Origin of the sequence: Bacillus sp. SN1 (assembly GCF_002796895.1) — a bacterium.
GTDB lineage: Bacteria > Bacillota > Bacilli > Bacillales > Bacillaceae > Bacillus > Bacillus inaquosorum.
Genome location: NZ_PHIE01000001.1, coordinates 1,586,333 through 1,606,141 on the forward strand (window position 1 = coordinate 1,586,333; position 19,809 = coordinate 1,606,141).

Genomic DNA, 19,809 nt, shown 5'->3' on the forward strand with positions numbered 1-19,809 from the left:
AAAAGGGGGAGTCTCACCATGATAACACTTGGTTTTATGTCCTTATCCCGCCAGCATGAAGCGGACTATTCCGCAGAGTTGGCCAAAAGAGCACCCGAATTTGGCATACGTTTCATCCGGTTTACACCGTTTGATATTTTACCTGACACCTTGCGTGTCAAAGCATCGGTCTATCATTCGGCCAGCAGCACATGGAACGAAACTGAAATGGCGATTCCAGATTATATTTATGACCGCTGTTTTTACGGCAAGGATTCACAATCCCAAAAAGCAAAACCGATCGTTGAGTGGCTCAAAAAATATCCGAAAACGGAATTCATCGGGCTGGGTCTTCCCGATAAGTGGACCGTTCTTCATGATCTGCAGCAGCACGCTGTGATCAACCCCTATATTCCGGAAACGATGAAGGTGAGCCGCTATGAACAAATCCACTCCTTCTTAACCAAAGAAAAAGCCTGCATCTTAAAACCGGCGTTCGGCGCAGGAGGCAGAGGCGTGATTCTTTTGGAGCTGGGTAAGAAAAACATAACCGCTACTTATCACATCGGAAAGGATAAGCAGACAAAAACCTTTTCCAACCAAACTTCTTTCAAAACATGGTGCAAAAAAGTGCTTCAGCATCAATATTTGCTTCAGCCTTATTTAAATATTCAAGATAAGGAGCAATACCCGTGTGATATCCGCCTCTTCATGGAAAAAAACGAAGCAGGTGAATGGAATACAGTCGGAAAGGCAGTGAGACGCGGATACAAACACGGGCTTTTGGCCAATTTGTCAGGCGGATCTGATGCGCTGACATTCGATTCATGGTTTGAAGATATACCGAAAAAACAGCAAGTGGTCTTACTTGATGACGTGTTCTCGATTACCCAGTCGGTTCCGTATTACCTTGACGAGCGCTACGGGCCGCTGTTTGAACTCGGGCTCGATATATGCCTTGCGAAGGACGGGAGAATTTGGATCCTAGATATCAATTCCAAACCGGGCAGGAAATCAATCCTGCGTGTCTCTCCCGAGCAAAAAGAACAGCTGTATACCTGTCCCCTTAAGCGCTGCCAATATTTGTTTTCTGAGCAAAGCCAGAAAGGAGTTCTTCCGCGTGAATCGTAAACGGTTTTTGATCGGCATAGACAAAACCAGTGAAAATACCCTGTTTCTTCCCTCTTCCATGAAGCGAGACGGACTTTTGCATGCCGCATTCGGGACGAAGGTTGTCAGATGCCACGTTTCTTACAGACGGCATCTAGAACAAACCGTGCTTCTCTCTGAAAATCTGTTTCATGAGCTTTTGCTTCCCCATCGAAGCAGGGCTGACATCCTGATTCATGATCATACGGTGCATATCGGACCGTTAATCGGCATCTTTACGGCAGGTTTTACCGTATCTCTTGAGCGCCCTTTTAAGGATCGTTCCCTCTTTTTTTCTAAGCTTGTTACGTTACACGAGCAAGCAGGAGGCTACTGCTTCGTTTTTGGCGCACACCAAATCAATTGGGAAGAGGGTACGATTGAAGGGCTCCTATACAGAGAAAACGGCTGGGAGAAAAAAATCGTCCCGCTGCCGAACGTCGTTTATGACCGTTTGCCAAACAGAAAAATTGAAGATTCGCTTCTCTTGCAACATACAAAAAAACGGCTGATTGATGAATATCAAATCCCATGGTTTAATAAAACGTTTTTTAATAAATGGAGCGTTCATCAATTGCTCGAAAAAGATCCGAGAACCGCCCCTTTTTTGCCGAAATCCGAGCTGACACCATCTGTGGAGAAAATTGCAGAACTCTGTGGTGCATACAAAAAAGTCTATATCAAACCGGCAAACGGAGCACTCGGCACTGGGATATATCAGCTGACAAAAACAGACGATGGCCTGACAGTGAAACATACAAATGACGCCAAAACGTTTTCTTCAATCGATTATTCCGATGCCGCCGCATTTCTGGCAGAATTTCAAAAACAGCACGATCCGTCTGACTTTCTCATTCAGCAAGGTGTCGATCTGATCAAATTTCAAGGCAAACCAGCGGATTTTCGTGTCCATACCAATAAAAACAGAAAAGGGAAATGGACTGTGACAGCAATAGCCGTAAAAATTTCCGGAGAAAACAGCATTACAACACATCTTTCTAATGGCGGAACTGTAAAAACACTTGCAGAAGTATACGATGATCCTGCTGAAAGAATTAAGGTCATTAAAAAGCTTTCTGCTGCGGCACTGACGGCAAGCCATGTGCTTCACGATCATATTGAGGGGTTTATCGGGGAGATTGGCTTCGATTTTGGCATCGAGCAGAACGGTAAAGTATGGATGTTTGAAGCGAATTCACGTCCGGGCCGCAGTATTTTTTCTCATCCGAATTTGTATCATGTTGATTCCCTGACAAAACGAAGAAGCTTTGAATACGCCTCCTATCTATCCGAGAAGGCGATCACCTCCCATGAAGCGCTGTGGCCTTCGTAATCTGTCCGCTTTTTTTATTAAAGCGGGCCTATCTTTATCTAGAGCTGGGACAAACTGTATCCCAAAGACCTCTTCAATGATGTTCTGAAACAGTGATACAATGAACATAATTCGTTCGTATTCAGATCAATTGACATCAATTTTAAGGAGCGTGGCCGTAATGATTTCTCATTTCAGCTGGAAACCTTTGTTCCAAAAAGAAAAGCTGCCCGGATGGAGAATTTCGTTTTATTATAAAGGAACCCATTATGAAGGCATCTATCATAAAAGCGGTGAGATTGAATGGGGAAATTTGTTTCCCGCCCGCGCTGACGAGCCTGCTCTTAAAAACGAGATACATGAACTGATGCTTTTTCATATTTATGACTAGCTTAGCCTGAACGGCTAAGCTTTTTTTATGTCTTCTCAAGATTTACCACTCAATTCTCCGCATGAGTTTCCGGCCATTTTAACATAATACTAGTAACAAGCCGGCAAGCATTGGGTTACGCCGAGACGGCAGTGATACCCGAGACGGGTCCACAGACTGGTGCAACTCCAGTTAACCCAACCATACTAAACAAAAAGGAGATTTTACACATGGCTAACCAAAACTCTTCAAATGACTTACTAGTTCCTGGCGCAGCTCAGGCTATCGATCAAATGAAACTTGAAATCGCTTCTGAATTCGGCGTTAACCTTGGAGCGGATACAACTTCCCGCGCTAACGGTTCTGTCGGAGGAGAAATCACAAAACGTTTAGTATCTTTCGCTCAGCAGCAAATGGGCGGCAGAGTACAATAACAACTCAATATATGGCTATGAGGGCGCGGTTTCCGCGCTCTCTTTATATTTGTCACCCTTTTTTCCTGATCCACATATCCTAGAAAAAAAGGGAGGGAATAAGGGTGTCATTCATCGCCGTTGTGAATTGGGAGCTGGTTCAATTCGTAAGTATATCCATGATTCATGAATATGTTTCCCATCGTTCTGTCTATTTGTACAGGTATTCTTTCCCGCGCTGTTCAAATTGAGAACATCCTTTTATAATGAGGGCGAGGAGGTTTTTTGATGAAAATCGCTTTATTTGGAGCCAGCGGCCGCGTCGGACAAGCTTTTTTAAAACAAGCTGCCGCAGATGAACAATTTGACATTTATGCTCTGGTCAGATCTCAACCTACTGAACTTCCCCTTCCAAAAGACCGAATCGTTATGGGGAACGCACGCTGCCGGGAAGATGTGAAAAAAGTGATGAAGGATGCTGAAATCGTGATCAGCTGTCTCGGTACAGATGGTGATGATACCCTGTCAGCAGCTTTGACACACATTCTCGACATTATGCTGGAACAGCATATCAAAAGGCTGATTACAATCGGCACTGCAGGCATTCTTGATTCCCGATATGAACCGGGAAAATACCGGTTTGAAACAAATGAATCAAAACGAAAGCTGACCCGCGCAGCCAAGGAGCATGCAAAAGTATACGAAATGCTAAAAGAATCATCTTTAGACTGGACCATCATCTGCCCCACTTACCTCCCGGACGGAACAGCAACCGGCGTTTATCGTGCGGAGCGTGACGATTTGCCGGAGGGCGGTTCAAGCATTACGGTCGGTGATACTGCTGATTTTCTATATCGTGAGCTCGTTACAGGAGAGTATGTCGGATACCGTGCCGGACTGGCTTATTAAGTACATATAAAAAACCCAAAACACGATTGTTTTGGGTTTTTGAGCGTTATGCAATGGAATGTTTCTGACCCTTTTGCAGCTCATACATTTGATAATATTGGCCTTTGACCGCCATCAATTCCTCATGGTTCCCTCTCTCAACAATTTTTCCTTTATCGAGGACCAAAATTTGATCCGCGTTTCTGATTGTTGAAAGCCGGTGGGCAATGACGAAGGTTGTGCGTCCTTGTTTGACGACATCGAGCGCCTTCTGAATCACGGCCTCTGTCTCTGTATCAATGTGTGCCGTCGCTTCATCTAAAATCAAAATGGCGGGATCAAACGCCAAAGCTCTTGCGAAAGAAATTAACTGCCGCTCTCCAGAGGACAGCGTGCTCCCTTTTTCAATCACAGGTTCATTAATTCCTTTCGGAAGCTTTTCCAGAAGCGGCTCGGCTCCGACTTGCCGCAATGCTTTTTTGATATTTTCTTCAGTCATTCTCTCGTCATCCAGACTTACGTTAGAACCGATTGTGCCTGAGAATAAGTACGGGTCCTGAAGCACAATGCCCATATGGGATCTGAGTTCCTGTCTTGACATGTTGTAAATGCTTCTCCCATCAATCAGAATATCCCCTTTTTGCGCGTCATAAAAACGAAACAGGAGATTCAAAATTGAGCTCTTTCCTGATCCGGTATGGCCGACGAGCGCTACGGTTTCGCCTTTTTGGGCGGTAAAGGAAATATGCTTTAATACCTCTTCACCTTCTTGATAGGCAAATGACACATCACGAAATTCAACCCGCCCCAGCGCGTGCTCCTTCGCCGGTTCACCCGCTTCTTCCGTATTCTTTTCTTCAAGCAGTTCAAAAACGCGGCCGGCGGAGACCCGTGCAAGCTCCAGCTTTGAAAACTGATTGACGATGCCTGTAATCGGCTGAAATAACCGGTTTAAATAATCGACAAACGCGTACAGCACACCGATGGAAACAACCCCGGCCGCATTCAGACTTGCACCGCCAAAATGCCAGATCAGACTGACAAACGCAAGGTTCCGGATCACATTGACAAGGTTATGGGACATTAAGGAGTTTAAATTCAGCATCCTGTTTTGAAAGTAAAAATGAGATTCATTTAATTCCTCAAATTCTCTCATCGTTTCCTTTTGATGACGGAAAGCCTGAATAATCGTCATGCCTTGAATGGACTCATTCATTTTTGCGTTAATGTCACTGTTGATCGAACGGATTTTTTGATTGTAATAAGACGCGTATTTTCGGTATATGACCGACCACAGCCAGATAATCGGCACAATTGCCAGACACACAAACGCGAGCTTAACATCCAGCAGAAACAAAGCCGTGAATATCCCTAGCATATAGATTCCGCTTGTCACAAATGTTGACAGCACTGTGACATATAAATCTCTGACGGCCTCCGTATCATTGGTAATCCGCGCAACCACTTTGCCGGCCGGAAGGTTGTCAAAATAGCGAACCGGCATTTTTTGTATGTGCGAAAACACGTCCTGCCTCATCTTTTGGATAATGCGGTTGGCGCTCATCTGCAGCAAATAATGCTGTCCGTATTGAAAGAATACCGAAAAGACAAGCAAGCCCCCATACAGGCAGATCAGAAACACCATTCCCTTTATTTCCGGCTGATAGAACTGGAAAAGCTCCTGCTTTGTCAGCTTTTCGGCAGCATATGTCCGGCTCTTGTCTCCGTTTGTGATCGTCAGCTTTCCGTCAGAAACCGTTCTGTTCCCGTCAAAACTGACCGCCTGATCAACAAAATAAAACGCCATTCCCACTTGATAAATATGCGCTTCTTTTTCTTTAGAAACAGATCCCTGCATACGGTCCTCTCTGACATAAGAGACGCCGTGAAACTGAACGGCGTTTTTATCTTTTTCCGCAGCTTCATACCATGTTTTCTCAATGCCGAGGATATGGTCGTCTATCATTTTTTTGCCGATAAACGGTCCGGTCAGTTCTGCACCGACGGCTACAGCTAGCAAAAGGACGGCTGTGATCAGCAATTTTCGATAAAGGAGTGCGTATCTCCATAACGTTTTCCCTGTTTTCATGCCCCTGCTCCCCCCTCCTCCGCAGTGAACAGCTGCTGTCTTTCATATTGTTCCCGGTACCACCCATTATTGGCCAGCAGTTCCTGATGCGTGCCTCTCTCAGAAATCACGCCGCCGTCCATCACAAGGATCAGGTCAGCATGCTCTACCGCGGATAAACGGTGCGTCAAAATAAATGTCGTTTTTCCTTTGCGGTTTTCTCTGATATTGCTGATAATCGCCGCCTCTGTTTTGGCATCTACAGCAGAAAGCGAATCATCCAAAATCAATATCTCCGGATTCGCCATGAGTGCTCTCGCAATCGAAATTCTTTGCTTTTGCCCGCCGGACAGCGCCACGCCTTTCTCACCGACCATTGTCTCCAGACCAGACGGAAGCATGTGTAAATCGTTCTTAAAGTGTGCTTCGGCAATCGCTTGCTTAACCTCTTCATCACTTGCATCCTGTTTTCCGTATAAAATATTTTCTTTTACCGTCCGTGAAAACAGCAAATGATCCTGCGGCACATATCCGATCCACCCGCGGAGCCGGTCAAGAGGGATCTGCTCAATCGGCACGCCTGAGAATGTGATGCTCCCTTCACCGGCAGGGTACTGGCGCAAAAGCTGCTTAATAATCGTCGTTTTTCCGCTCCCGGTTTTACCGGCAATCCCGACAGTCTGCCCTTTTCGCACTGTAAAAGAAATATTTTGAATATTGCTGCTTGTTGAGCTTGGATATGTAAAGCTGACATGGCTGAAAACGATATCTCCAGGCTCTTTCAATTCAGCTGGCTGCTTTGGATCTGTCACATCCGGTTCATAAGATAGGGTTTCATTTACCCGATCTAATGACGCATTGCCTCGCTGCATCACATTAATGAGTTCACCGATTGCAAACATCGGCCAAATCATCATGCCGAGATACACATTAAAGGAAACAAGCTCGCCAAGCGTCAGCTCATTCCAGAACACTAGAAACGCTCCGTAGCCGAGCCCAATCAGATAGCTGGCGCCGACAAGCAGCTTCACCGTCGGCTCAAACAGCGAATCAATAAAAGCCACTTTCATATTTTTCTGATAAACATCGGCGGTCATTTCATTAAACCGGCGGACATCGTTTGTTTCCTGTACATACGCGCGAACCACCCGCACGCCTGAAACAGATTCAAGCACCCTGTCATTCAGCGCCCCGAACGCATTTTGGGCCTCCGTAAACCGCTCGTGAATTTTACTTCCGTATAGACTGATTGCAATCGCCATGACGGGAAGCGGGATAATGGCGGCAAAGGTCAGCTTCCAGCTAATCAGAAACCCCATCGTCAAAAAGATCGTCATCATAAACATCGTAGAGTCGACTAACGTCAATATGCCAAACCCCGTCGTTAAACTGACAGCCTGAAGATCATTCGTCCCCCGTGCCATTAAATCGCCTGTACGGTTTTTTTCATAAAACGGCGGTGACATGGTCAGCAGATGTCCCATCAGCTTCGTACGAAGAATTTTCTCCATCACATTCGCTCCGCCAAACAGCTGATGCATCCAAAAATAAGACATGATATACACGGCCGCCGTCAGCACAAAAAAGATACCGATATAAAACAGCAGCCCTTCCGCAGTAAACGCCCCCGATTTCATATCATCTATGGCGTTCCCCAAGAGCTTAGGCGGAAACATTTCAATTACATTGACTCCTAATAAAAGCACAATCGCAATCGTATAGCGCAGCCAGTAAGCTTTAAAAAACCAGCCAAGCTTTTTCAATACTGAAAACATCGATTCCCATCTCCTCATCAGCCGCCTTCTATTTTTTCCTTGCAGCTTTTTTCGTTCAGCTTGACATGAGCTACCCTCGCCTTTGTATTTGTCTTCACATCCCATACACCTGTCTTTCCTTAGATTTTGTATATAAAAAAGGCATGAAGCGTCAGCTCCATGCCTTTTCTAACCGATATGATATGCACAGCGCTTTTCAGCGCGCGGCTCGACCCAAAAAACCGTTCAATTAAACAGAACATAGGGTTTGCCGCGCCAATATGAAACTGTTTGATAAACACGCAAATTCCTTGGCATAGCAAACCCTCCTTCCATTCTGATTTCATCTTTTTTCATCATATAAACAAAACCTTTTTTTGTCAATCATGACTTGAATAGGAAAAGGTTAATTGTACTCAAATCCGGGTATTGTGTTGTAAGACGTTTTTTGAAAGGGTGAGAATGATGTTTCATGCTGACCGTATCATTGTCGCGTTTGACGGAAGTGAAAATAGTAAGAAAGCGCTTCAGACAGCCATCGATCTTGCTAAAACCGTAAATGCCGCCATTACCGTCGCCCATTCATATGATATGAAAGACAATCAAACCATCATCGCCCCGCCGAGGCCCGCAGCAGGGGCAAGCTATATTGGCGGAGGCATGACAAGTGTTCCTGATCCGCTGATATCAGATGTTGCACCACCTGAGCCAATGATCTATGAAGACCGTACGGAAGAAGTCATCGCCGAAGCCAGAATGATGCTGAATGACCAGCAGGCAAATGGAGATATCGATATATTAGAAGGTGATCCGGCTGAATCGATTATCGAACATGCAAACCGCATTTCTGCCGATATGATCGTAACCGGAAGCAGAGACCAAAACAGGCTGAAAAAGCTAATATTCGGAAGTGTAAGTGAAAAGCTTTCAGCGAAATCTGATATACCCGTTCTAATCGTGAAGTGAGCACGCCCTGTGCTCGCTTTTTTATATTCATAATTGTGAAAAAACATAGATTTTCGTTTTTTTCTGTTATAATGCTTTCGTGCCCAAAAGCACAAAAGCATTAAAGATATATGGGGTGTTATTTTGGATTCTCAAAAAAAGCTGACGTTTCCGTTAGCCGTCGGTTTATTTATATTCATGTTAGGCATCATTATTTCTTGCTTATTCTTTCTTCATACAGAACCGCATATCCCGCTGTTTCTATGTGTTGTCATGCTTTCAGCAGCCGGTTTATGGTTCGGTTTTTCTTGGAGGATCCTAGAAAAAGGGATTGTAGAGGGGATCAAAAACGGCGTACAGCCAATTATCGTTCTGGCGCTGATCGGCATCTTAATCGGCGCTTGGATGTACAGCGGCGCCATACCGTCCGTGACAGTTTATGCCCTGTCCTTTATTGAACCAAGCCACCTTCTTTTGACAGCTTTGTTTTCATGCATGATCATCAGCACACTTGTCGGCTCAAGCCTGACAACTGTGAGCACGATTGGGGTAGCGCTGATCGGCGTGGCGAGTGCGGCCGGTGTTCCCCTTGAATGGACGGCCGGCGCAGTCATATGCGGCGCTTGTTTTGGTGATAAAATGTCTCCGATGTCAGACACAACCAATTTCGCCGCCGGCATAGGCGAAATACCGATCTTTGAACATATTCGCCATATGATGGGCACTACCATTCCGGCTTTGCTTATCACCATCGTTTTGTTTTACTTTCTCGGTTTATCTGTATCAGCGGATGCTGCTTCAACCGATGATATCCAACATGTCATCACCGGAATAAAGGATGCCGCAAACGTGACACCGTGGGCTCTTCTTTCCCCGCTCTTAGTCGTTTTGCTGGCGATTAAGCGTGTATCTGTAATTCCCGTTCTGACTATCGGAATTATTTCCTCGGGAATTTTGACTGCTATTTTTGTACCTGACAGCAGCTTGCAGGCGTTTATGACAGCTTTGCAAAATGGCACGACGTTCCAAACTGACAATGAAGCGGCCGCAAAAATTATCAACAGAGGCGGACTGCAATCCATGATGAGCTCTGTCTCTCTCATTATGATTGCTTTTGCACTGGGCGGATTGATGGAGAAAATCGGATTGATTTCTGCACTTTTGGAAGGCGTCATGAAAGGCGTCCGCTCAAAAGGCCGTCTTGTTGCGGCGACCGTCGGCTCAAGCATCGGCGTCAATCTTGCAACCGGCGAACAGTATTTATCGATATTAATTCCGGGACAATCATTTAAATCCTTATATGACAAACAAAACATCCAGCGAAAATTTCTGACAAGATCATTAGAGGACGGCGGGACATTGATTAACCCGTTGATCCCTTGGGGCGTCAGCGGCGCTTTTATGGCGAGCGCGCTTGGTGTTCCCGTCATAGACTATATCCCGTTTACGTTCTTCCTCTATATATCACCGATGATCTCCATTTTGATTGGATTTGTTAAAAAATAAAAAGAGCGCCGCTTGCAAAGCGGGCTCTTTTTTTATGCTTCATTATGAAATGCTTGCGGCCTGCTGAATGCTTTCTTGAAAAGCAGCCTGAAGCTGTTTTGTCACCGGTCCGGGTTTACCGCTTCCGATCGACTCTCCATCGAGCGTCACGACCGGAATGATCTCTGCCGTCGTTGAGGAAATAAAGATTTCTTCCGCCTGTCTCAGCTCTTCCTCACTGACAGGCTTCTCATCAAGCTTGACCCCATTCTTTTCAATCAGCTCTAAAATCTTCATCCGTGTAATTCCATTAAGAATGAGCCGATTAGCAGGATGTGTTCGCACCGTTCCATTGATAACAACATAAACGTTAGAGGATGTACCTTCCGTGACAATGCCGTCTCTCATTAAAATGCTCTCAAATGCTCCAGCTTCATAGGCTTTTTGCTTTGTCATAACATTATACAGTAAATTCAGACTTTTGATGTCGCATCTCAGCCAGCGAAGGTCCTCATCTGTAATGGCTGCCACTCCGTATGCCTGCTCTTGCTCCGGTTTTTTCACAGTAAATGTGTAAGCAGTCGTCTGCGGCTCAAGTCCTGCTTCATACTGGTGTTTTCGCGGCGCCACACCTCTTGTTGTCTGAATGTATACCGCTCCTTCACTGACTGCATTCTCCTGTACAAGCTTTTGCAGGTCCCACTCGAGATCTTCTATACTGAATGGCAGTGAAATTCCGATTTCAGCCGCACTTCTGAAAAAACGCTCCGCATGCTCGCGCAAGCCGAACAATACCCCTTTGTACACCCTGATAACCTCATAGATACCGTCACCAAACTGATAACCGCGATCCTCCAAATCGATCGATGCTTCGCTGCGCCCAATCAGCTGGCCATTGACTAAAACCTTCATAAAAGCCCTCCCTTTTCGAGATTTTCCCTGATGTTTTTCAAGCTGTTATTGTCACTTATTCTATCATATTGGACAAGCTGAAAAACAGAAAGATCAAGAGATCTATAGCGGGAAGGAGTTTATTTTCCCCTTAAAATCTGATATTTCGACAAATTCCCTATGTTCTTTCCAGTTTTATTCCTGTATACTTGACTGGTAATACATAGGTTGTAAACATATGGCATCTTCATAAGCTGCCTGCTGTACAGCTGTATGTAGAGATTTTATGCCAATGGAGAGATTGTTATGCGACAAACGAGAGGAGACGCTTCTCCTTCTGCCGTTTCGCTTGCTTTTAAATTTGCAAGTTTAGCAGTTTTATGTGTGCTGCTTTTGCTTATGGTGATACTGGGTTATTCCAATAGCTCATCAAAAGCAAAGGAAGTCACTGTCACAACAAACGGCCAGCTTCGTGATGAGAAGGAAAGCCTGGAGCTGAAAAACGACTCCCCCGATCTGCTGATAAAACATCTGCAGACAAAGCGGAACATGGGAGATAAGACGGTTTACTTAACCTTCGATGATGGCCCGTCAGCCTTTACAAACCGCTTGCTCGACGTACTGAAAAGCGCTGATGTAAAAGCGACATTTTTTATGCTGTCACCGCGGATGAACGAATTCAAACAAGCTGTGAAAAGGTCAGAAAAGGAAGGCCACGCACTCGGTTTACACGGCGTTACCCATAATAACAAACTGTTCTATCAAACGCCGACATCTCCGTTAAAAGAAATGCAGGAGGCGCGTGACACGCTGCAAGACATTACAGGTTATAAAACCGATCTTGTCAGAACGCCATACGGGAGCAAGCCGTCACTGACCGCCTCACAAATCCGCAATCTTGAAAAAGACGGTTTTGTGTACTGGGATTGGACGATCGACAGCATGGACTGGAAATACCGCAATTCAAAATATGTGACTGCAGTCTTACAGCAGCTTGAGAATATGGAACACGGCCATTCAAACCGGCCGTATGTGATTCTCATGCATGATCTTCCTGCTACAGTAAACGCGCTGCCGGTACTAATCAATAAACTAAAAGAAAAGGGCTATTCCTTCGGAGTGTTAGAGGACACAATGGTTCCTGTTCACGAATAAAAAAAGTGAGGCGCATAAGTGCGGCCTCACTTTTTTATGCCCAAACTCCGGGCAAACTCTCCAATTTTTTGATGGATGACCATGTCAAACAAGCTGTCGCAATACGTCGGCTCGAGGTTAATGATGACTTTCTTCATGCCGGGAATCCGGCTTGCGTCCTCAGGCACAAACCTCGCCGGAGCAACCTCGAGAGACGTGCCGATGACTAATAAAAGATCTGCTTGATCCAGTTTTTCATAAAGGGTGTCAAAGTGCAGGACGGCATCGCCAAAGAGAACAACATCTGTTTTTAATACCGTTCCGCAAATCTCCCCATCTTTTCCGGCTGCCGTACACTCCGGCACCTCCCGCTCCAGCAAATGAGGGAGATCATATCGGGCGCCGCATGCCGGACAAGCTGCTGTCTGGATAGAGCCGTGCAGTTCATATACATGTCTGCTCCCGGCTTTTTTATGAAGACCATCAATGTTTTGCGTAAAAATATCGACCTGTTTCCCCTGCTTCTCCAGCTCAGCTAAAAGCAAGTGCCCTTCATTCGGTTCAAAGCTGCCGCTCATTTTCATCTGGAACAATTCTTTGAATTTGGGCCAAAACAGACGCGGATAGCTTAAAAAATAATCAAGGCTCATCGCTTCCATTCTTGAGGCATCCTCCGTCCAAATGCCCCCGGCTGATCGAAAGTCGGGAATTCCTGATTCTGTGCTCATTCCCGCTCCGGTCAGCACGACAATTCGCTGCGCTTCATTTAAAATATTTCTGAATGCTTCCACCTCAACACCGCCTTTTTTTCTCTTATTTTACCATGAAAAAGACTCCGCCTCTGTCAGACGAAGTCTTCCCCTTTTTAAGCCCGTTCCTTTTCCTCTTTATTTAGATTCACTTGGAACGGATCGTTTTGGTGCTTTTGCTTTACAACAACCATTTGGCCGGGATATGCAAACTCGACACCTTCTGCGCCAAGGATTTCAATGATTTTATAGTTGATGTCCTCTCTAATATCGAGGTTTTCAGCCCAAACCGTTGTTTTTGTATAGAAGTTGAAAAATAAATTGTAATAGCTGTCGGCAAACGTATCAAAATTGACCATGATCGTTTCATTATGAACGCCCTCATGCTCCAAGAGCATTGTTCTGAGAGAACGAATGGAGCGTTCAAGGTTCTCAATCGGCGTAGCGTAGGACACATGAATGGAAAACGTAATCTGGCGTTTGGTCATTCTTGTCCAGTTCGTGATCGCTTCCATTGACAGCGTAGAATTCGGCACCGTTACAAGCGCCCCCTGTGCTGTTCTGAATCTCGTGCTCCTGAAGGTAATATCCTCTACTGATCCGGTTACCGTCGACGTCTCCACCCAGTCACCGATAGTAAACGGCTTCTCAGTAATAATAATGATCCCGCCGAAGAAGTTGCTGATGGTATCCTTCGCGGCAAGCGCAAAAGCCAGTCCGCCAAGACCAAGGCCCGCTACAAATCCATTGACATCATAATTGAATTCCTGAGCGATCACACTGACACTGAGCGCAATAATGACAAAACGGAGCAATTTGGATAAAAACGGAGCCAGAATATCATCCATGTCCAGCTCGAAGCGCTGATTCACCTTATGGAAGATAAACGACGACGTTGCGGTTAAATTACAAAGCCCCCAGGACAAGAGCGCCACAATCAGTGAACGGTATATTTTGCTGATGACCGGCATTTGCTCGTCTAAAAACGGTGAATAGCGGATCGCTAAAAACAGCCCCAAGGCAACAAAAAACCATCTGGCCGGCTTGTCAAACGCAAGTACCACCTGTTTGAAAATTTCTGTTTTCGGCCGGTTTGTCAAATTAAAAAGCAGATTAAAGAAATATCTTGTAAACAGTTTTCTAAGTATAAGAAACACCAGCAAAATCGCCAAGCTGATGCCGATTTGTATGATTTTATCAAGCGTGAAATATTGCTGCAGATAATCTGGCATGACAGTCTCCCCTCTATCTCAATCGAATGTTTATTATACTAAAAGATTCGTAACGATGCTCTTCTAAATGTCTTTTTGCAGCAAAAAACCCCGGCGTTAACGCCGGGGCCATTTCTCAATTCATCTTTTCAGCCAGATTCAATAGGGACAGTCACTTACTTTTTTTCGTTTGTGTCTGATCAAGGAGAGTTGCTTTTTGCATTTCAGCATCCGTTTCGGCTTTAATTCTTTCCTCCACTCTAATTCTCCCTTTTCCCATGATCTCGCCTCCTTTTTTGCTATTATAAAGGATCAGAATTTGTTGTGAACATGTCGAAAGACCTAATTTTCTGACGAAATATGCTCTGATACGCTGAGTGTCTTTTTTTAGTTATACGCAACGCTCAGCCCGGACGATTCCGATCTGGCAGAAAAAATTCACCAGTTTGTATCGCCGCGCATATATGGATTTGATACAATAACAGAAATGCCCATACGAGGAGCTGACTGAGCTTGTACACCATTGCCCATCGCGGAGCATCCGGCTACGCTCCGGAAAATACGATTGCCGCCTTTGACCTTGCGGTGAAAATGAATGCAGATATGATCGAACTGGATGTCCAGCTTACTAAAGACAGGCAGATTGTTGTGATACACGATGACAGGGTTGACCGAACAACAAACGGATCGGGTTTTGTTAAGGATTTTACATTGGAGGAATTACAGAAGCTCGATGCAGGAAGCTGGTACGGCCCCGCTTTTCAGGGAGAGCGTATTCCAACCTTGGAAGCGGTGCTCAAGCGCTACCACAAAAAAATCGGCCTTTTAATTGAATTAAAAGGCCATTCATCTCAAGTCGGAATTGAAGAAGAAGTGGGACAGCTGTTAGGGCAATTTTCTTTTTCTATTAATAATATTGTCCAATCCTTTCAGTTCCGCTCCGTCCAGCGGTTCCGCGAGCTTTATCCATCGATTTCGACAGCAGTCATTACAAGACCCAATTTTGGCATGCTGTCCAGAAATCAGCTAAAGGCCTGCCAATCTATCGCAAACTATGTCAATATAAAATACACACGACTCAACCGGCTAATGATCGCTTCCGCCCATAAAACCGGCTTAAAAGTATTTGCATGGACTGTCAATAATCAAAAGGCAGCAGCAAAATTGCAAGCCATGGGCGTGGACGGCATCGTAACAGACTACCCGGATTTCATCAAAAAGGATGGCAAACATGAAAATATATAGCGCGGTTTTTATCGGAGGTGCGCTTGGCGCCTGCCTCCGATACGGATTAAACATGTGGATGCACAACGATCCGTTCCCGGCAGCAACCTGGCTGGAAAACGCGGCAGGCAGCCTTCTATTAGGCATTCTGACCGGCTTTTTTATGGTCAGGGCAAAACAGCCTTTGCTGTTGGCTTTTTTAGGCACGGGTTTTTGCGGCGGCTTTACAACAATGTCCACATTTTCTAAAGAAACGGTGATGCTTTTGCAAACACAATCCTCACTGGCTGTTTTGTATATGGCAGTCTCATTGATATCAGGAATCGTTCTTGCGCTGATTGGCGTTCTGGCGGGACGGCGCATTGCAGGCATTCAGCAAAGAAAGGGGCTGCAGGAAAGATGACACTAGCGGGTATCTTCATAGCGGGCGGACTTGGCGCGATGCTGCGCTTCTGGCTTGGCAATGTCATAACCGCCAATACCAAAGGCCTCAGCCTGCCCATTGGCATATTAACAGTTAATATTCTCGGAGCTTTCGGGCTCGGAATGTTTACAGGGCTTCACGTCACGAATGCTTCGGCCTCCCTCGTCATCGGCACGGGATTTTTTGGCGCCTTTACGACCTTTTCCACTTTCAGCGTTGAAAGTGTTCAGCTCCTGCTGGCCAAACGCGTAATGGAAAGCATCCTGTACATCGCCCTGACGCTTTGCGGGTCGCTTTTGGCATTTTGGTGCGGCTGGACAATCGCAGCGTAAAAAAACCTTGAGCTTATTTCTCGCTCAAGGTTGCACTGTTCAGCATTACAGGCTCGGGCATCGGCAGCGTATGGTGCGCTGTAACCCCGATTGTGTTGCCGGCCTCTTCTTTTATATCGATTTGCTTGATTAATCGGCCGTCCATCTTCAGCACCTTTATCGTATATGAACCGATGCGGATGGATTCACCAGCCTCAATATCGATGTTTTCTTTCAATATCAGCCCGCCGATCGTATCGACGTCTTCTTGAATCGATGCGCCAAGAAGGCTGTTCACCTGATCAATCCGAACCTTTCCATCCATCACATAATGGCGGTCGCCAAGCTTTTGGATCAGCGGCTGTTCATCTTCATCAAATTCATCCCTGATCTCGCCGACAATTTCCTCAAGAATATCCTCAGTCGTCACAAGTCCCGAGGTCCCTCCGTATTCATCCGACAATATGGCCATATGAATGCGTTCGCGTTGCATTTTAATCAGCAAATCATGAACCGGGATGGTTTCAATCACTTCAATTACGGGCCGCACATACGGATGAATCGTCATCTTCATTCGTTCCTCTTCTGTCATAAACAGCAAATCAGAAAACAAATGCTTCGTATTGACCAAACCGATGACACTGTCTTTGTCCCCGTCTGTGACAGGCCAGCGCGTGTATTTTTCCTTCAGCATGACTTCAAGCATCTGGGCCATCGTCATCTCTGTTGACACAGCGGCCATTTCCTTCCGCGGTATCATAATTTCTTTGGCGATCCGATTATCAAATTCAAAAATCTTATTCACATATTTATATTCAGACGGATTAATCTCTCCGTTTTTTAAACTCTCAGACAACAGCATTCTAAGTTCTTCCTCAGAATGGGAACCATCATGTTCTGACGCAGGCTTTAAACCGAACATGCCGCATAAAAACCGCGCCGATCCATTGAGGATCCAAATAAACGGAAACAGGAGCAAATAGAATAAACGCAATGGACCAGCTATCAGCAAGGTCAGCTGTTCTGCCTTTTGAATCGCGACCGTTTTCGGGGCCAGTTCGCCCACAACAACGTGCAGGAACGTGATCAAGGCGTACGCGACTGCAAAAGAAACTGCATGAGAAACCGATTCCGGCAGGCCGAGCGGTTCAAACAATGGATGCAGCAGCCGTTCAAATGCCGGCTCCCCCAGCACGCCGAGTCCGATTGATGTCAATGTAATGCCCAGCTGGGATGCGGATAAATATTCATCCAAATCTGTTATGACACGCTTTGCGAGTATCGCCCGTTTGTTTCCTTCCGTTATAAGCTGATCAATTCTGGATCTCCTTACTCTAACAATCGCAAACTCGCTTGCAACGAAAAACGCGGTTAAAGCAATGAGCACGCCAATTAAAATCAGACTGTCAATATCGTCCATTTAACCTTATCCTCTCATCAAAGGATAAGGAGTCACCTCCTGATATAATCATTTTTCCTTAACATTGAGGTACGCGGTGTATTGTTGCCTAAGCAGAGGGCCCCATCATACCACCTCCAAGTCAAAGTTTGATTATAAATTGTATATTTTATTGTAACACAACTCATTCCAAAAATGATTTTTAATTTTTAGACTTTTATTATGGAGCAGGCTGTTTGGATTGGCAAAGGAGAGATATCGTGAATATGAAAAAAGAAAACAGCATTCAAAGCCGTTTTCTTTTTCTTTGTTTTCCTAAGCAAAATCTTTATATAAAGAAACGAAAATATCCCGTGAGTTTTTAATCTGCTCGATCGGCACACTGAAGGATAAACGGAAGTGCCCTTTCATTCCAAAACCGCTGCTCGGCACGATTAATAATTTGTATTTTTGGGCGGCATGGACGCAAAATGCGACTTCATCTTCAATTGGCGATTTCGGAAAAATGAAGAAACCGCCCTTCGGCATTTCAAATTCAAAACCGGCTTCTTTTAAAATACCGACCATTAAATCCCTGCGCTCTTTATAAGCGCTTGCGTCTACTCTTAAATCATCCATTCTTGCCACAGCCCGCTGCATCATGACAGGCGCATTCACAAATCCAAGCGTTCGATTACAGAACACAAAAGCGTTGATCAAAAGGGCGGCATCCGGCATCTTGCTGTCTAATCCGATATACCCGAGCCGCTCTCCTGCTATGCCGAGATCCTTACTGAATGAGCTCGCCAAAATCACACGATGATACGATAGAAACGGATTTGCCAGCTCTTCATCATAGATTAATTGACTGTACGGTTCATCAAACAGCACATAAATCGTCTGTCCGCTCTTCTCTTCTATTTCTTTTAATAAAGCGCCTAAATCATCTATATTTTTCTGGCTGAGAACAGTGCCTGTCGGGTTATGAGGTGTATTGAGAATCAGCCCTTTCGTCTTTGAGGTAACCGATTGTCTCACCGCCTCAATATCAATCTCAAACCGGGACGTCAACGGGCAGCTTACAGCTTTTCCCCCGTAGTTCTCAATATACAATTTATACTCGGCAAAATAAGGTGCGAGAATAATAACCTCTTCACCCGGGTTTACGATACTTTTTAACGCGACATTCAATGCGCCGCCTGCGCCTACCGTCATGACGACTCGCTCCGCCGAGAACTCGGCTTCAAAACGGGACCCCAGAAACTGCGCTACTTTTTCTCTTGCTGCCGGAAGCCCTTGATTTTGTATGTATCCGTGATTTCCTTTGGCAGCTTCCTCTATTAATGCTCTCTTAAAAGCTTCAGGCGGTTCAACAACCGGATTTCCGATTGAAAAATCAAATACCTGGTCATTCCCGAACTCTTTCTTCAGCCTTGCGCCTTCATCAAACAGCTTGCGGATCCATGATCCTTTATTTAAGTTTTCTTCAATTTCCCGGGATAACCCAGCCAATTTCATCTGTCCCTTCCGTATGAAAAATTTGAAAATTCTATCTTTCTATGTTACTTCAATCAGAATATGAATTCCACAACTTCCAGTACACGTCTGTAAAAAACAATAAACTTGTGCAAGACACCGTTCATATATTAAACTATTCTCATAACTATAACGTGATGGTTGGGAGGGATATAGATGGGGCTGAGACATATCGTATCAGTGAACTAGCGGCACTTGCCGGAGTAACGAAACGAACAGTTGATTATTATACAAATCTCGGTCTGCTTACGCCGGCCAGATCCTGTTCAAATTACCGTTACTACGATGAAAACGCACTAAAACGACTCATATTTATTGTAGATTGCAAGAAGCAGCGATTGGCCCTGTCCGATATTAAAGATCGACTGGAGAACCAGTTTCCCTCTTCAGCTATACTTGATGATGAAATTGGAAATCTGGCATTAGAAATTGATCATATGAATCAAAACATCTCCGGAATCTTGCATCGGTTTGAACGGCTGAAGCCCGAGGAGCTTGACAAGCTGAAAAGCAAGCTCCCGCCCGAAAAGCTCGCCGTGTTCCAATCATTTATGCTGCTGTTAAGTTAAAACCATTTTATCTAACAGG

Annotated in this window: 22 protein-coding genes; 13 read left to right on the forward strand and 9 right to left on the reverse strand. The window is 45.2% G+C overall.

Features of this window, described 5'->3' with window-relative positions; genetic code table 11:
* Positions 1–18 precede the first annotated feature (18 nt).
* The 6 genes from spaC to CVV77_RS08080 all read left to right on the forward strand — a co-directional run bounded on the left by spaC (position 19) and on the right by CVV77_RS08080 (position 4,132).
* Positions 19–1,110 carry a spore coat associated protein SpaC gene (gene spaC / locus CVV77_RS08050; RefSeq protein WP_003239523.1) on the forward strand — a complete coding sequence of 364 codons (1,092 nt, stop codon included), beginning with the start codon at positions 19–21 and terminating at the stop codon, positions 1,108–1,110.
* Positions 1,100–2,461, forward strand: a complete 1,362-nt coding sequence (yheD, locus tag CVV77_RS08055) for a spore coat associated protein YheD (RefSeq protein WP_100275060.1) — start codon at positions 1,100–1,102, stop codon at positions 2,459–2,461. The genes spaC and yheD overlap by 11 nt, the downstream gene beginning before the upstream one ends.
* Before the next feature lie 151 nt (positions 2,462–2,612).
* Positions 2,613–2,831 (forward strand): YheE family protein, encoded by a 219-nt coding sequence (locus CVV77_RS08065; RefSeq protein ID WP_080010759.1) that lies wholly within the window; start codon positions 2,613–2,615, stop codon positions 2,829–2,831.
* Positions 2,832–3,040: 209 nt separating this feature from the next.
* Positions 3,041–3,244: a beta type acid-soluble spore protein SspB gene (gene sspB / locus CVV77_RS08070; protein WP_003233287.1), complete on the forward strand. Its 204-nt coding sequence runs from the start codon at positions 3,041–3,043 to the stop codon at positions 3,242–3,244.
* 104 nt (positions 3,245–3,348) lie between these two features.
* Positions 3,349–3,474: a hypothetical protein gene (locus CVV77_RS08075; protein ID WP_080010758.1), complete on the forward strand. Its 126-nt coding sequence runs from the start codon at positions 3,349–3,351 to the stop codon at positions 3,472–3,474.
* 37 nt (positions 3,475–3,511) lie between these two features.
* Positions 3,512–4,132 carry an NAD(P)-dependent oxidoreductase gene (locus CVV77_RS08080; protein WP_100275061.1) on the forward strand — a complete coding sequence of 207 codons (621 nt, stop codon included), beginning with the start codon at positions 3,512–3,514 and terminating at the stop codon, positions 4,130–4,132.
* A 46-nt stretch (positions 4,133–4,178) separates the two neighbouring features.
* On the opposite strand, the gene bmrD is transcribed toward CVV77_RS08080, so the two are convergent.
* The 3 genes from bmrD to CVV77_RS08095 all read right to left on the reverse strand — a co-directional run bounded on the left by bmrD (position 4,179) and on the right by CVV77_RS08095 (position 8,235).
* Positions 4,179–6,200 carry a multidrug resistance ABC transporter ATP-binding protein/permease BmrD gene (bmrD, locus tag CVV77_RS08085; RefSeq protein ID WP_100275062.1) on the reverse strand — a complete coding sequence of 674 codons (2,022 nt, stop codon included), beginning with the start codon at positions 6,198–6,200 and terminating at the stop codon, positions 4,179–4,181.
* Positions 6,197–7,954 (reverse strand): multidrug ABC transporter ATP-binding protein BmrC, encoded by a 1,758-nt coding sequence (bmrC, locus tag CVV77_RS08090; RefSeq protein WP_100275063.1) that lies wholly within the window; start codon positions 7,952–7,954, stop codon positions 6,197–6,199. The genes bmrD and bmrC overlap by 4 nt, the downstream gene beginning before the upstream one ends.
* A 119-nt stretch (positions 7,955–8,073) precedes the next feature.
* The gene (locus tag CVV77_RS08095) at positions 8,074–8,235 is read right to left on the reverse strand and encodes a hypothetical protein (protein WP_019257926.1); all 162 of its coding nucleotides are present in this window, start codon (positions 8,233–8,235) and stop codon (positions 8,074–8,076) included.
* 163 nt (positions 8,236–8,398) lie between these two features.
* On the opposite strand from CVV77_RS08095, the gene CVV77_RS08100 reads away from it, so the two are divergent.
* Positions 8,399–8,899, forward strand: coding sequence for a universal stress protein (locus CVV77_RS08100; RefSeq protein WP_100275064.1), 501 nt, complete (start codon positions 8,399–8,401; stop codon positions 8,897–8,899).
* A 123-nt stretch (positions 8,900–9,022) separates the two neighbouring features.
* Positions 9,023–10,384: a Na+/H+ antiporter NhaC gene (nhaC, locus tag CVV77_RS08105; protein ID WP_100275065.1), complete on the forward strand. Its 1,362-nt coding sequence runs from the start codon at positions 9,023–9,025 to the stop codon at positions 10,382–10,384.
* Between the two features lie 42 nt (positions 10,385–10,426).
* Here nhaC and dat read toward each other — a convergent pair whose 3' ends face one another.
* A complete protein-coding gene (gene dat / locus CVV77_RS08110) occupies positions 10,427–11,275 on the reverse strand; it encodes a D-amino-acid transaminase (RefSeq protein WP_084991755.1) in 849 nt (282 codons plus the stop codon).
* 285 nt (positions 11,276–11,560) lie between these two features.
* On the opposite strand from dat, the gene CVV77_RS08115 reads away from it, so the two are divergent.
* Positions 11,561–12,409: a polysaccharide deacetylase family protein gene (locus tag CVV77_RS08115; protein ID WP_100275066.1), complete on the forward strand. Its 849-nt coding sequence runs from the start codon at positions 11,561–11,563 to the stop codon at positions 12,407–12,409.
* A 26-nt stretch (positions 12,410–12,435) separates the two neighbouring features.
* Here the strand turns inward: CVV77_RS08115 and srtN are convergent, their stop codons facing one another.
* The 3 genes from srtN to CVV77_RS08130 form a co-directional block, all read right to left on the reverse strand.
* Positions 12,436–13,179, reverse strand: a complete 744-nt coding sequence (gene srtN / locus CVV77_RS08120) for a sirtuin NAD-dependent deacetylase (protein WP_100275067.1) — start codon at positions 13,177–13,179, stop codon at positions 12,436–12,438.
* A gap of 74 nt (positions 13,180–13,253) precedes the next feature.
* Positions 13,254–14,369 carry a small-conductance mechanosensitive channel protein MscY gene (gene mscY, locus CVV77_RS08125; RefSeq protein WP_100275068.1) on the reverse strand — a complete coding sequence of 372 codons (1,116 nt, stop codon included), beginning with the start codon at positions 14,367–14,369 and terminating at the stop codon, positions 13,254–13,256.
* Positions 14,370–14,520: 151 nt separating this feature from the next.
* On the reverse strand, positions 14,521–14,628 hold the full coding sequence (locus CVV77_RS08130) for a YhdX family protein (protein WP_003224203.1): 108 nt from the start codon (positions 14,626–14,628) through the stop codon (positions 14,521–14,523).
* A gap of 233 nt (positions 14,629–14,861) precedes the next feature.
* Here CVV77_RS08130 and CVV77_RS08135 point away from each other — a divergent pair, with 233 nt between their 5' ends.
* Genes CVV77_RS08135 through crcB form a run of 3 tightly spaced genes read left to right on the forward strand, consistent with a single transcriptional unit; the run spans position 14,862 to position 16,328 of the window.
* Positions 14,862–15,593, forward strand: coding sequence for a glycerophosphodiester phosphodiesterase (locus CVV77_RS08135; RefSeq protein WP_088111229.1), 732 nt, complete (start codon positions 14,862–14,864; stop codon positions 15,591–15,593).
* Positions 15,580–15,975 (forward strand): fluoride efflux transporter FluC, encoded by a 396-nt coding sequence (locus tag CVV77_RS08140; RefSeq protein WP_084991763.1) that lies wholly within the window; start codon positions 15,580–15,582, stop codon positions 15,973–15,975. The genes CVV77_RS08135 and CVV77_RS08140 overlap by 14 nt, the downstream gene beginning before the upstream one ends.
* Positions 15,972–16,328, forward strand: coding sequence for a fluoride efflux transporter CrcB (gene crcB, locus CVV77_RS08145; protein ID WP_100275069.1), 357 nt, complete (start codon positions 15,972–15,974; stop codon positions 16,326–16,328). Before CVV77_RS08140 ends, crcB begins: the two co-directional genes overlap by 4 nt.
* Positions 16,329–16,341: 13 nt before the next feature.
* Here the strand turns inward: crcB and CVV77_RS08150 are convergent, their stop codons facing one another.
* Positions 16,342–17,727, reverse strand: a complete 1,386-nt coding sequence (locus CVV77_RS08150) for a hemolysin family protein (RefSeq protein ID WP_100275070.1) — start codon at positions 17,725–17,727, stop codon at positions 16,342–16,344.
* A 294-nt stretch (positions 17,728–18,021) separates the two neighbouring features.
* Positions 18,022–19,203, reverse strand: a complete 1,182-nt coding sequence (locus CVV77_RS08155; RefSeq protein WP_100275071.1) for a pyridoxal phosphate-dependent aminotransferase — start codon at positions 19,201–19,203, stop codon at positions 18,022–18,024.
* Positions 19,204–19,358: 155 nt separating this feature from the next.
* Between CVV77_RS08155 and cueR the strand changes: the two genes are divergently transcribed.
* Positions 19,359–19,790 carry a Cu(I)-responsive transcriptional regulator gene (cueR, locus tag CVV77_RS08160; RefSeq protein ID WP_100275163.1) on the forward strand — a complete coding sequence of 144 codons (432 nt, stop codon included), beginning with the start codon at positions 19,359–19,361 and terminating at the stop codon, positions 19,788–19,790.
* The last annotated feature ends 19 nt before the right edge of the window (positions 19,791–19,809 follow it).

Excerpts from the sequence above, each read along its gene's own strand:
- spaC (WP_003239523.1), top strand. The coding sequence starts at position 19 with ATGATAACACTTGGTTTTATGTCCTTATCCCGCCAGCATGAAGCGGAC.
- sspB (WP_003233287.1), top strand. The coding sequence starts at position 3,041 with ATGGCTAACCAAAACTCTTCAAATGACTTACTAGTTCCTGGCGCAGCT.
- CVV77_RS08080 (WP_100275061.1), top strand. The coding sequence starts at position 3,512 with ATGAAAATCGCTTTATTTGGAGCCAGCGGCCGCGTCGGACAAGCTTTT.
- bmrD (WP_100275062.1), bottom strand. The coding sequence starts at position 6,200 with ATGAAAACAGGGAAAACGTTATGGAGATACGCACTCCTTTATCGAAAA.
- bmrC (WP_100275063.1), bottom strand. The coding sequence starts at position 7,954 with ATGTTTTCAGTATTGAAAAAGCTTGGCTGGTTTTTTAAAGCTTACTGG.
- CVV77_RS08100 (WP_100275064.1), top strand. The coding sequence starts at position 8,399 with ATGTTTCATGCTGACCGTATCATTGTCGCGTTTGACGGAAGTGAAAAT.
- dat (WP_084991755.1), bottom strand. The coding sequence starts at position 11,275 with ATGAAGGTTTTAGTCAATGGCCAGCTGATTGGGCGCAGCGAAGCATCG.
- CVV77_RS08115 (WP_100275066.1), top strand. The coding sequence starts at position 11,561 with ATGCGACAAACGAGAGGAGACGCTTCTCCTTCTGCCGTTTCGCTTGCT.
- mscY (WP_100275068.1), bottom strand. The coding sequence starts at position 14,369 with ATGCCAGATTATCTGCAGCAATATTTCACGCTTGATAAAATCATACAA.
- CVV77_RS08130 (WP_003224203.1), bottom strand. The coding sequence starts at position 14,628 with ATGGGAAAAGGGAGAATTAGAGTGGAGGAAAGAATTAAAGCCGAAACG.
- CVV77_RS08140 (WP_084991763.1), top strand. The coding sequence starts at position 15,580 with ATGAAAATATATAGCGCGGTTTTTATCGGAGGTGCGCTTGGCGCCTGC.
- crcB (WP_100275069.1), top strand. The coding sequence starts at position 15,972 with ATGACACTAGCGGGTATCTTCATAGCGGGCGGACTTGGCGCGATGCTG.
- CVV77_RS08150 (WP_100275070.1), bottom strand. The coding sequence starts at position 17,727 with ATGGACGATATTGACAGTCTGATTTTAATTGGCGTGCTCATTGCTTTA.
- CVV77_RS08155 (WP_100275071.1), bottom strand. The coding sequence starts at position 19,203 with ATGAAATTGGCTGGGTTATCCCGGGAAATTGAAGAAAACTTAAATAAA.
- cueR (WP_100275163.1), top strand. The coding sequence starts at position 19,359 with ATGGTTGGGAGGGATATAGATGGGGCTGAGACATATCGTATCAGTGAA.